Origin of the sequence: Meiothermus hypogaeus, from assembly GCF_003574035.1 — a bacterium.
In the GTDB taxonomy this organism is placed as follows: Bacteria; Deinococcota; Deinococci; order Deinococcales; family Thermaceae; genus Meiothermus; species Meiothermus hypogaeus.
The window spans coordinates 42,694-53,858 of record NZ_QWKY01000019.1; the positions used below are offsets into that span (position 1 = coordinate 42,694).

Annotated in this window: 10 protein-coding genes and 1 pseudogene; all 11 read left to right on the forward strand. The window is 62.0% G+C overall.

Annotated elements, in window-relative coordinates; all coding sequences use genetic code 11:
* The first annotated feature begins 16 nt into the window (after positions 1 to 16).
* Positions 17 to 529: a MogA/MoaB family molybdenum cofactor biosynthesis protein gene (locus Mhypo_RS07035; RefSeq protein ID WP_119340587.1), complete on the forward strand. Its 513-nt coding sequence runs from the start codon at positions 17 to 19 to the stop codon at positions 527 to 529.
* A 67-nt stretch (positions 530 to 596) separates the two neighbouring features.
* Positions 597 to 3,140 (forward strand): DNA mismatch repair protein MutS, encoded by a 2,544-nt coding sequence (gene mutS, locus Mhypo_RS07040; protein WP_119340597.1) that lies wholly within the window; start codon positions 597 to 599, stop codon positions 3,138 to 3,140.
* A 5-nt stretch (positions 3,141 to 3,145) separates the two neighbouring features.
* Positions 3,146 to 4,777 (forward strand): DNA mismatch repair endonuclease MutL, encoded by a 1,632-nt coding sequence (mutL, locus tag Mhypo_RS07045; protein WP_119340588.1) that lies wholly within the window; start codon positions 3,146 to 3,148, stop codon positions 4,775 to 4,777.
* A gap of 378 nt (positions 4,778 to 5,155) precedes the next feature.
* On the forward strand, positions 5,156 to 6,412 hold the full coding sequence (locus tag Mhypo_RS07050; RefSeq protein ID WP_240637152.1) for a sulfite oxidase: 1,257 nt from the start codon (positions 5,156 to 5,158) through the stop codon (positions 6,410 to 6,412).
* 154 nt (positions 6,413 to 6,566) lie between these two features.
* Complete coding sequence (locus Mhypo_RS18730) at positions 6,567 to 7,271, forward strand: c-type cytochrome (protein WP_119340589.1); 705 nt, start codon at positions 6,567 to 6,569, stop codon at positions 7,269 to 7,271.
* Positions 7,268 to 7,711 (forward strand): MOSC domain-containing protein, encoded by a 444-nt coding sequence (locus Mhypo_RS07060; RefSeq protein ID WP_119340590.1) that lies wholly within the window; start codon positions 7,268 to 7,270, stop codon positions 7,709 to 7,711. Before Mhypo_RS18730 ends, Mhypo_RS07060 begins: the two co-directional genes overlap by 4 nt.
* A gap of 133 nt (positions 7,712 to 7,844) precedes the next feature.
* The gene (locus tag Mhypo_RS07065; RefSeq protein WP_119340591.1) at positions 7,845 to 8,741 is read left to right on the forward strand and encodes a delta(1)-pyrroline-2-carboxylate reductase family protein; all 897 of its coding nucleotides are present in this window, start codon (positions 7,845 to 7,847) and stop codon (positions 8,739 to 8,741) included.
* Positions 8,742 to 8,751: 10 nt separating this feature from the next.
* Entirely contained in the window at positions 8,752 to 9,060 is a 309-nt protein-coding gene (cutA, locus tag Mhypo_RS07070; RefSeq protein WP_119340592.1) for a divalent-cation tolerance protein CutA, read from the forward strand.
* A gap of 52 nt (positions 9,061 to 9,112) precedes the next feature.
* Positions 9,113 to 10,021 (forward strand): magnesium transporter CorA family protein, encoded by a 909-nt coding sequence (locus Mhypo_RS07075; RefSeq protein ID WP_119340593.1) that lies wholly within the window; start codon positions 9,113 to 9,115, stop codon positions 10,019 to 10,021.
* Positions 10,022 to 10,200: 179 nt separating this feature from the next.
* Positions 10,201 to 10,809, forward strand: a complete 609-nt coding sequence (locus tag Mhypo_RS07080) for a helix-turn-helix domain-containing protein (protein ID WP_119340594.1) — start codon at positions 10,201 to 10,203, stop codon at positions 10,807 to 10,809.
* A 268-nt stretch (positions 10,810 to 11,077) separates the two neighbouring features.
* Positions 11,078 to 11,165, forward strand: a pseudogene (locus Mhypo_RS18520) (transposase); the annotation flags it as partial.

Here is an 11,165-nt window from a genome sequence, read left to right on the forward strand (position 1 = left end):
GCGTAGAATTCCGACCATGTCCGAGAGTACCGAAAAGCATAAGGAAATCGCCAGGGCCAGGGGCCCGGTAAACATCGCCATCGTTACGGCCTCCGACACCCGCACCCCCGAGACCGATACCAACTACCACTACCTGAAGCCCGAAATCGAGGCCCTGGGTCACCGCATCGTGGGCTACCGCATCATCAAGGACGAGCCCGACCAGGTAGCGCAGGCGCTGGATGACATGGTGAATGCCGGGGCGCAAATTATCCTGTTCAACGGCGGCACCGGCATTGCCCCGCGCGACACCACCTACGACGTGCTGGCCCGCAAGATCGAGAAGCCCATGCCGGGTTTTGGCGAGCTGTTTCGGATGCTTTCCTATAGCGAAGTGGGCGCTGCCGCCATGCTCTCACGTGCTACGGCCGGAACCTACCGCAAGAAAGTAGTGATCTCCACCCCAGGCTCGCCTAACGCGGTAATGGTGGCCTGGACCAAGCTAATCAAGCCCGAGCTGGAGCATCTGGCCTGGGAAGTGGCCCGCTAGGCCACCGATTACACCCGCAAAGCACACTTATTCTTTACTACTGGACATCAGGGGTATCATGTTGAACATGACCCTCAAGGGCCAGGGGCCGGGCCCCTTACCGCCTTTGCTCGAGCAGTACGTCGAACTGCGGGATGCCTATCCCGACTATTTGCTGCTCTTTCAGGTAGGCGACTTTTACGAGACCTTTGGCGAGGATGCCGAGCGGTTTTCACGAGCCCTGAACCTGACCCTGACCCACAAAACCGCCAAGGATTTCACCACCCCCATGGCGGGTATTCCGGTACGCTCGGTGGATGTGCACCTGGAAAAACTCCTCAAGCTGGGCTTCCGGGTGGCCGTAGCCGACCAGGTTGAGCTGGCCGAAGAAGCCGACAAACTGGTGCGCCGCGAGGTGACCCAACTGCTCACGCCCGGCACGGTGATGCGCGAGAACCTTTTGAAGCCGGAGGCCAACTACCTGGCCGCCATCAGCACCGGCGACGGCTACGGTCTGGCCCTGCTGGATATCTCCACTGGCGAGTTTCGTGGCAGCGTTCTGTATGGCAAAAGCACCCTTTATGACGAGCTTTTTCGCTTCCGGCCTGCCGAGGTGCTGCTGGCTCCGGAGCTGTACCATAACCAGGCCTTCTTACAAGAGTTCCAGCGGCGTTTCCCGGTGATGTTGTCGGAAGAGGGCTTTCAGGGGGAGGTTGGGAAGGCTGCCCTGCAATCGCAATTCGACCCTTTGCCCGCGGGGTTGGAGCACCCAGCCTTGCTGCGCTCGGCGGGGGCGGTGCTGGCCTACGCGCTGCGGGTGCAGGAGAATGGGCTGCCCCAGGTGCGCAGCTTTGTACGCTACGACCCCAGCGCCTTCATGCAGCTAAGCGAGGCCACCCTGCGCACCCTGGAAATCTACGAGCCCAGTTTTGTGGGGGACCGAAGCGAGGAGCGCACCCTGCTGGGGGTGCTGGGCCTGACCCGCACTGCACCCGGACGGCGCTTGCTGCGGGCCTGGTTGCGGCATCCGCTGGTGGAGGAAGCTCCCTTGCAAGCCCGGCTGGATGCGGTCGAGACACTGGTACGCGACGGGGTAATGCGAAGCGAAGTGCGGAAAATTCTATACCGCATGCACGACCTCGAGCGTCTGGCAGCCCGCTTGCTGGCCGGGCGAGCCAGCCCCCGCGACATTTCGGCCCTGGGGCGTAGCTTGTCGCTGTTGCCCGAGCTGTCCGAGCGGCTAGTCGGGGCGGGGCCGCTCTCGAGCGTAGCCGAGCGTCTGCCCTGCCCGGTTGCCATAACTGAGCGCATAGCCGCCGCCCTGGTAGAAGACCCGCCGCTCAAGCTAACCGATGGCGGCCTCATTCGAGAAGGCTTCGACCCAGAGCTGGACGAACTGCGTCGACGGGCCGAGGAAGGGCGGGCCTGGATTGCCCGGCTGGAAACCGAAGAGCGTGATAGAACCGGCATATCCAACCTGAAGGTGGGCTACAACGCGGTGTTTGGGTACTACCTCGAGGTCACCCGCCCCCACTACGCCCTGGTGCCCAAAGATTGGCGGGCCCTCCAGACCCTCAAAGACCGCATGCGCTTCAGCACCCCCGAGCTCAAGGAGCAAGAGCGCAAAATCCTGCAAGCCGAAACCGAGGCCATCAAGCGCGAGTATGCGGTGTTTTTACAGTTGCGCGAGCAGATAACCCAGGCTGCCGATGAGATACGCCAGGCCGCGCAGGTGCTGGCCGAACTCGACGTATACACTGCGCTGGCCGAGGCCGCCGTGGAATACGGTTACAGCCGTCCGCGCTTCTCACACAACGGCACCCTCGACATTGTGGCTGGGCGGCATCCAGTGGTGGAGCGAAGCACCCCCTTTATTCCCAACGACCTTTCCATGAGCCCTTCGGCCCGGCTTTTGATTCTGACCGGGCCCAACATGGCCGGGAAGTCTACCTATCTGCGCCAGACGGCCCTGATTGCCCTGCTGGCCCAGATTGGCTCCTTTGTGCCTGCCGAGTCGGCCACGCTGCCCCTTTTTGACCGCATCTATACCCGCATTGGCGCTTCGGACGACATTGCCGGCGGACGCAGCACCTTCATGGTAGAGATGGAAGAGCTGGCCACCATTCTGCACAACGCAACCGCCCAAAGCCTGGTGCTGCTGGACGAGATCGGGCGAGGCACCAGTACCTACGACGGCCTGGCCCTGGCCTGGGCGGCCTGTGAACACCTGCACGACCGGGTACAGGCCTATACCCTGTTTGCCACACACTATTTCGAACTCACCGCCCTGCCCGAGCGTATGGCCGCAGCACGCAACGCCCATGTAGCCGCTAAAGAGGAGGCGGGTGGGCTGGTGTTTTATCATCAAGTGCTGCCAGGGCCGGCCAGCAAGAGCTACGGGTTGGAAGTGGCCCGGCTAGCAGGCCTTCCCGTAGAGGTCTTGCTGCGGGCTAAAACCGTCATGAGCGGGCTGGAAGCCAGCCAGAAAGGGTTGTCCAGGGAAGTGCTGGAAGAACTTCTGGAGCTCGACCTGGCTCGCACCAGTCCCTTAGACGCCCTTCTCTTCCTGCGAAAATTGCAAGCGATGCTCAAGGGCCTCTCCCAGGAGGTCGTCGAAGCCCCTGGTGCCTGACTGCCATGATTCGCAAACTGCCTCCCGACCTGATCCGCGAGATTGCGGCGGGGGAGGTGGTGTCGGGCCCTGCTGATGTGGTACGCGAACTGCTCGAGAACGCCCTAGACGCAGGCGCAACCCGGCTCCTGATCGAGCTTTTGGGCGGGGGCCTGGATAGGATTGTGGTCAGCGATAACGGCGCGGGCATCCCCAGAGAAGAACTGCCGCTGGCTTTGGAACACCACACCACCAGCAAGCTCAGCGACCTGCAACATATCCGCACGCTGGGCTTCAGGGGCGAAGGTCTGTGGGCCATCCGGCAAGCCGCCCGGGTACGGCTGACCTCGAGGCCACCCCATCAACTGGGGGGGGCTACCCTGACAGCATTTCAAGACCTGGTAGAACTCCACGAACACCCCGCCCCTGCCGGTACCCGGGTCGAGGTGACCGCCCTGTTCAGCCACCTGCCTGCCCGTCGGAACGCACTCGAGGCCCCCGCCGCCGAGGGCCGTAAGGTGGTGCAACTGGTTTCGCGCTACCTGCTGCACCGCCCGAAAGTGGCTTTGCGGCTGTTGGTAGACGGCGATGAGAAAATTGCCCATGCTGGCGGGGGCTTCGCCGAGGTGGCCAAGCTGCTGTGGGGTTCGGTGGTCGCCAACCGGCTCTTAGCGCTCGAGGCCACCGAAGGGGCTTTCCGGCTGAGCGGTCTGCTTTCGCGCCCGGAGCTCTCGCGCCCCCGCCGCGACCGGCTGCTGCTGGCCCTGAATGGCCGCCCGGTAGAATGGCCCGAGCCCCTGCTCCAGGCTGTGCTGGCCGCTTACAAGGAGCTATTGCCCGCGGGTCAGTTTCCGGTGGGGGTGCTGAACCTGGACGTTCCTGCCGAACACCTGCTGGTCAACACCTCACCCGACAAATCCAGGGTCAAACTCATCCGGTCCGAGGCCATTCTGAGCTTTGTCTCCCAGGCCGTGCAAAACCTGCTATCGGCCCACCCCCTGGCCCGTGCTTTACCCGAGCCCACCCCCCTGACCGGGCCGGTGCCGGTGCAGCGCGCCCGTTTTCCCCGCCTGCGCTACCTGGGTAGCTTTCGCGAGTTGTACCTTCTGGCCGAGTCGGGCGACGAGCTGTATGTGGTAGATCAGCACGCTGCCCACGAACGCATCCTCTACGAGGAGCTGTCCCGCCGCTACCGCAAAGAGCCACCCCTCGAGCTTCCTCACGCCGAGCTGGTCTCGCTATCGCTGGGTGAAGAGCTGAACTTTGCCGAGCGGGCGGAGGAACTCGAGCAAGCCGGGCTGCACCTGGAGCCGTTTGGCCCTGGCAAATACCGCATCCGTAGTGTTCCGGCTTTTCTGGCTGGCCATCCCTCCCTCATTCCCGAGGTGGTTAGGGGAAGCCTGGGCGCTGCCAGCTTTGCCGAAGCCTGGCGCAACGTGCTGGCCCGGCTGGCCTGCCTGCCCGCCGTCAAGGCCGGGCATCCGCTGGCGGGCGCTGCCGCCCAGGCGCTGCTGGATGCTCTGGCCGAATGCGAGTTGCCCTGGGTCTGTCCCCATGGGCGGCCCACGGTGCTGGTAATGGGCGAACTGGAGCTGGCCCGGCGTTTTGGGCGGCGCGGTCTGCGCGCGGTGGAGCGCTTCAGGCTCGAGAAAACCTGAATGAACCGCAGCATTGGTGGCGCAAAGGCATAGAGAGCGCCTGGTACAGCCGCATTTATACCAGATTCGGTTAGTTCGTCACCCTTTGGTGACGAACTAACCCAACCGAAGTTATCCGCGTAGCGGAGGGCGATACCGCCCCTTGGAAAGGAGACGCTTTTTTCGCCGACCGAGCCGACCGAAAGGGAGGGGTGTACCCTGGGATTCAAAAAGACAACCTATGGGTTTTTTGGTCTTGTGAACTGTCTTGTTGAATCCGGGGTTATACCCCAGTTGAGTATGCCATGGTTCTGTTGTAACATTACGCTGTCTATAAAAGACTCAAACTAAAGCAGTTTCAATAACTCAATCACTTCTACTGTTTGGGAGGAGGCTCAGATGGATGAGCAGAAAAAAGTATCTTTTGAACAGGCTGAAATGAACCGCCGCGCTTTCTTAAAGAAGACGGCTGCGGCTGGGGCCGCCGTGGGCATGATGGGGCTGGGGATGGCCCAGCAACAACCCACCGCCGACCAGGTGGTGCGCGGCAAGAACCCCAAGCTGGTGGTGCTCTCCTCGCGCCCGGTGGTGATGGAGTCCACCCTGGAGCTGCTGGGCACCGAGCGCATTACCAGCAAGGCCAACCTGTTCGTGCGCAACAACATCGATCTACCGGGCCTCAACACCACCGAGCCCAACGTGCAGCCGGGCTGGGTGGTGGAGATTGGAGGGCTCATAAGCGCTCCTTTCCGCATTACCGTTGAGGAGCTTTCGCGGCTACCCCAAACCGAGGTCACCAGCGTACTCCAGTGCTCGGGCAACGGGCGCGCCAACTTTAACCCCCGCCCCTCGGGGAACCCCTGGACCTATGGCGGGGTGGGCCAAGTCACCTGGCGGGGCGTACTCCTCAAGACCCTGCTCGAGGCCAAGGAGGTCAAGCTCAACGAAAACGCCCGTTTCATCACCATGAACGCCTCGACCCAGGGCGGTGCCCAGCCCTACGAGAAGAGTTTCCCCATCAGCGTGCTGGACTACAACAGCGCCATGCTGGCCCTGGGCATGAACGGCGAGCCCCTGCCCGCTGTTCACGGAGGCCCGGTGCGGCTGGTGGCGGCTGGCACTTTTGGGACCGCCAACGTGAAGTGGCTGGCGAAGCTCGAGTTCACCGCCAGTGAAAGCTCTGGCAACGAGCAAGTGCCCCGCTACCGGGTGCCGGTGTTGCCGGGTTGGAACACCCCCATCCTGCCTACCCAGCCGGGCAGCCGTTATCCTTATGCCCTCAACAACTCGCGTTCCAACTGGGGCGCCAACATCAACTCCTTTATCCTATCGCCCCTGGCAGGCAGCAGCGTCAAGGGTCGCCTGGTCGAGGTTCGCGGGGTTGCCTGGAACGACGGTCTGGCCCCGGTGGAGAGCGTCGAGGTCTCGGTCAACGGCGGCACCAGCTGGCGTAAGGCCATCATCGAAGGCAACGAGGGCAAGTTTGGCTGGTACCGCTGGGTCTCGCCGCAACTGCTGGCCCCCGGCGAGTACGAAGTGATGGCCCGTGCCACCGACACCCTGGGCCGCACCCAGCCCCTGAATGGCAACGTCTGGTGGAACGAGCGCGGCTACGAGTGGAACGGGGTGATGCGGGTCAAGTTTAAGGTCACCTGAAGCCCCACAGATTCATCTCCTTCGGCCGGTAACCCTATACCCCTAGTTGCCGGTCGAATTTTTATCGTTTTCTTAGCCTGGGACCAGGTGTGGCCACCACACAAAACCGCCTCTAGAAGCATGCTATTGTTTGGTATCAGGGAGGAAGATAGTAATGAAAGTCAGATACCTGGTATGGGTAATCCTGCTGGCCCTCGCAGCTCTCTGGGTGGGTCTAGGTCAAAATGCACTGCCAGAAGGGCCTGGGCGGGAACTCGTTTTGCAGAAATGTCAGACCTGCCACGAGATCGGCTTCGTAACCCGGGAGCGGCAAACCCGTGAGCGCTGGGACAGCCTGATTTCGGAAATGCAGGGCTACGGTCTCAAGGTCACCCCGGAAGAGCGTGCCACCATCCTGGACTACCTGGCCACGCGGCTGGCCCCGGGCGCAGCAGCCCCTGCGCCCGCCCAGCCCCAGGCCACCACCCCCACCGCGGGTGCATCGGTCTACAACAACTGCATCGGCTGTCATCAGGCCACCGGCGCGGGCATTCCTGGGGCTTTCCCACCCCTGGCCGGGCATGTGCCCGAGATTTTGGCGGCCCGGGGCGGGCGCGAATGGCTAATTCAGGTGATGCTCTACGGCCTGCAGGGCCAGATTAGCGTCAAGGGCGCTAGCTACAACGGCATCATGCCTGGGTACGGCCAGCTCAGCAATGCCGAAATTGCTGCCGTACTCACCCACATTGCCACCCAGTGGGGCAATGCCCTGCCCGCAGGCCAGGCTGCTTTTACCGAGGCCGAGGTGCAGGCCCAGCGCGGCAAGAACCTAACCGCTCAACAAGTGCTCTCGACCCGCCAACAACTTGGTTTGCGATGAATAGGGTCTTGTCCCTGCACGCAGGGCAGGGCACCACCCTGCCCAAGCCCCCCATCCCTCAAGCAGTGCTGGTGGCTGGCAAAGGCGTTGAAGGGGATCGGCATTTCGGCAAGCACCCCGACCGTGCGGTGCTAATTGCAGGGCGTGCAACCTATGACCTGGCTGCCCGAGCGGGCATCCTGCTACCTTCTGGGGCGCTGGGCGAGAACATTCTGGTGGATTTTGACCCCCACCGGTTGGGGCCTGGGGCCCACCTTCAGATCGGAACGGCATTGCTGGAACTGACCACCGTCTGCACTGTATGCAGCTCCCTCTCAGTGTTCGACCTGCGCTTGCCCAAGGTGCTTCTGGGTCAGCGCGGCCTCTACGCCAGGGTGCTCGAGGGTGGCGTGGTTCAGGTCGGCAATGTGGTGCAGGTTCTCTCAAGGCAACCTGCATAGGGCGGTTCAGGCGACCCCCTCCGGCTGATGCGGGAGGTGACGCCATCGGAGAGGTGGACTGCCGCCTTTCTCTCCCGTCGAAATCAAACCGCAAACCACTCCGCAAGCGCAGTTTTCGGGGTAGGCTAGACAGATGCGAATTCTTTCAGCGGAGGAAACCGCTGCTCTTCTTCCGTACCCCGTGCTGGCCGAATCCATTGCGCGGGTGCTGGCTGACCACGCCAGGGGTCAGATAACCGCTCCCGAACGCCTGGTGGTGCCGCTCGCAGGCGGTGCAACCCTGTTGCTAATGCCCGCTGCCGACCCCACCATCACCGTGACCAAGCTGGTGACGGTGCACCCCCAGCAGCACCCCAGCGTGCGGGCCGAGGTCTGGGTGATGCGCACCGACACCGGCGAGCGGTTGGCCTTGCTGGAGGGTTCAGTGGTGACGGCCCGCCGCACGGCTGCGGTATCCCTCCTGGCGGCCCAGGCCCTGGCGCCCAACCCCTCGGGACCGCTCCTCATCCTGGGGGCAGGAACCCAGGGCAAAAGCCACCTGGAAGCCTTCCAGGAGGGCCTGGGAACGGACAAGGTGTATGTGTATTCGCGCAGCTTTGAGCACGCCGAAGCGCTGGCCTCCTATGCCCGCCAGCGCCGAATGCTGGCCCAGGCTATTTCTGCCCTCGAGCCTGCCCTGCATGAAGCCAGCCTGATTGTCTGTGCCACCACCAGCCAGACACCGCTGTTATTCAAGGTCCCTCCCGGTGGCTTTATTGCAGCGGTGGGCGCTTATCGGCCCGATATGGCCGAGGTAGCCCCGCAGGTGGTGCGACAGGCCCGGGTCTATGTGGATACCCTCGAGGGCGCCTGCTCTGAAGCGGGCGATCTGCTGCAAGCCCAGGTGGACTGGAACCAGGTGAAGCCTCTGGAAATCGCCCTGCAGCAGCCTAGACCCACCGACGGCCCGGTGCTTTTCAAGAGCGTGGGTCACGCCCTGTGGGACCTGGCAGCGGCCCGTCTGGCGGTACAGAGGCTGGGCATGCAGTAAGCTGGTAAGCATGTACCTGACGGTTTTCTGCACCGTACCCGACCTGGACAGCGGTCAAAGAATAGCACAAACCCTGGTGCATGAAGGGCTGGCTGCCTGCGTAAACCTGCTACCGGGGATCACCTCGGTCTACCGCTGGCAGGGCGAGGTTCAGGAGAACCACGAGCTTTTGCTCATCATCAAAACCCGTCAAGCCCGCTACCAAACCCTGGAAGCCCGCATCAAAGAACTGCACCCTTACCAAGTGCCCGAGATCATCGCCCACAAAATTGAGTCAGGCCTGCAAAGCTATCTCGAGTGGATCGGACAAAGCACCTAGCAAGCCGTGCGTTTTTTTGTGAGCCGCTCTCTCGAGCGGTAAGCTAAAGGGCGTGATTCGGGCCAAGCAACTTTCCGACGGTGGAACCTGTGGCCTGCTGGAAGCCCAGGTCTGGGTGGATGTCGAGACCCCCACCCCAGAGGAAATTGCCCTGATTCAAAAGCAATATCCCCTCAACCCCCTGGCTCTGGCCGACGCCCAGGAGATTGGCCACTGGAGCCGCTTCGAAGAGTACCCCAGGCACCTCTTCCTAATTTTTCGCACCCTCGAGACCCCCCAAAACGCCCATAGCCGTACCGAGCGGGTCTCGTACTTTTACTTTCCCGAAACCCAGGTGCTGCTCACCTACCGCAACGAGCCGGTAGACTACCTCGAGCAAATCTGGAACAGCTTTCGCGGGGGCTCGTGCCTGCGGGTATGGCAGCGCCTGCTCGACCAGGGCGTCCAAACCTTTTTCGAGTACACCGATGCCCTCACCGACCGGGTCGAAGACCTGGAGGAGCTGGCCATGAACGGCGACAACACCCCCGAGACCCCCCGCCGGGTCTTTGCCGCCCGGCGCGAGGTTCTGCGCACCCGGCGCCTGGTCTCGCAGGCCCGCGAAGCCTTGCTGCACCTCGAGCGCCTCCCCTTGCTGGGCGCTGAGGCCTACCTGTTCCGCGATCTTACCGACCGCATGGGCCGGGTCTACGAGGGCTTAGATGCGGCCAGGGACGAACTATCCAACGTACTGGAAGTCCACCTTTCGGCCCAGAACAACCGGCTCAACCGGGTGGTGCAGGCCCTCACGGTCATCTCGGTGCTGTTTTTACCCATGACCCTGTGGGCCGGGATTTACGGCACCAATTTCGAGGCCTTTACCGAGTACAAGTGGGCCAGTGGACGAGCCTTTTTCTGGGGGGGGCTGCTCTTCATCGGGGGGGGGTTGGCCCTCTGGATGAAACGCCGGGGTTGGTGGTAACAGGGTTATTTGTTGCCCAACCATGGCTACATCCAGCGCACCTGTTCTTCACGCGCACACATCAAGCCCACATTCACACATCTTTCAAAATGTGTCCTCACTCACTTCAAATAAATCAACATAAATGTTTACAAAATCACCCAAGCCTGATATAGTCGGTGATGAGGAGTGATGAACCCATGCAAACCAGCATCCTAGACACCCTAACCTTCGATCCTGGCGAGATCATTCTCTATCCCGGAGTGCCCAGCCCCAAGGATCAGCTCTACCGGGTTCGGGAGGGTCTGGTAAGGCTCCAGAGCGTAGACGACGAGGGCAATGCCCTGACTCTACGTTTTGTACGTCCTGGTGAGTATTTCGGCGAAGAGGTCATTTCCGCCGCCGAGCGCACCTACTTTGCCGAGGCGGTCACCGAAACCAAGGTGGATGCCCTGGCCCCAGCCCAGCTATCCGCCCAGGAAATGGCCAGCCTGGTGCAAGGCCTAGTCAAGGCCCTGGCCCAGACTTACCAGACTATCCAGCGCATCTCCGGACAGCGCCTCAAGAACCGTATTGCCGCCACTCTACTCGACCTCTCCCGCACCCCCGTGGCCTACACCGAGAAGAACGGGCGGGTGGGGGTTAAGGCCACCCACGACGAGATCGCCTCGGCAGTGGGCTCGGTTCGCGAGACCGTCACCAAGGTGATCGGCGAACTCACCCGCGAGGGTTACATCCGCTCCGGCTACGGCAAGCTGGTGCTGGAAAACCCTGGTGGCCTGGAACGCCTCTCCAAGGAAGCCGCCTAAATCAACCTGTCACACTCAAACAATAAACCTCTGCGTTGCGGAGGTTTATTGTTTGGCCCCATCGAAATAGGAAAAAAGCATTCCTCTGGAACTAGACTTCGGATTACCCGGAGGTCTCCATCCAGCGAAAATCGGGGGCCTGTACCTGGCAAAAGACTGCTCCCCCTGCGTACAGGGGGAGGTTTGGAAGGAGCTTTGGTTGGCTCAAGCCAAACAATCTTTGCAGTTTATAAGAACTCCCCCTAGGTTTTTCCCTTAAGATGAGGACATGCACCTGGCCAAACACCAACGCCGCCCCCGGCTGGAGCTCAAGCTGCGGCACCACCCGGACAACCTGCACGCCCTCTACCGGGAAA

Coding starts and splice junctions, on each gene's coding strand:
- mutL (WP_119340588.1), top strand. CDS start 3,146: ATGATTCGCAAACTGCCTCCCGACCTGATCCGCGAGATTGCGGCGGGG.
- Mhypo_RS07060 (WP_119340590.1), top strand. CDS start 7,268: ATGAATAGGGTCTTGTCCCTGCACGCAGGGCAGGGCACCACCCTGCCC.
- Mhypo_RS18730 (WP_119340589.1), top strand. CDS start 6,567: ATGAAAGTCAGATACCTGGTATGGGTAATCCTGCTGGCCCTCGCAGCT.
- Mhypo_RS07050 (WP_240637152.1), top strand. CDS start 5,156: ATGGATGAGCAGAAAAAAGTATCTTTTGAACAGGCTGAAATGAACCGC.
- cutA (WP_119340592.1), top strand. CDS start 8,752: ATGTACCTGACGGTTTTCTGCACCGTACCCGACCTGGACAGCGGTCAA.
- Mhypo_RS07035 (WP_119340587.1), top strand. CDS start 17: ATGTCCGAGAGTACCGAAAAGCATAAGGAAATCGCCAGGGCCAGGGGC.
- mutS (WP_119340597.1), top strand. CDS start 597: ATGACCCTCAAGGGCCAGGGGCCGGGCCCCTTACCGCCTTTGCTCGAG.
- Mhypo_RS07080 (WP_119340594.1), top strand. CDS start 10,201: ATGCAAACCAGCATCCTAGACACCCTAACCTTCGATCCTGGCGAGATC.
- Mhypo_RS07065 (WP_119340591.1), top strand. CDS start 7,845: ATGCGAATTCTTTCAGCGGAGGAAACCGCTGCTCTTCTTCCGTACCCC.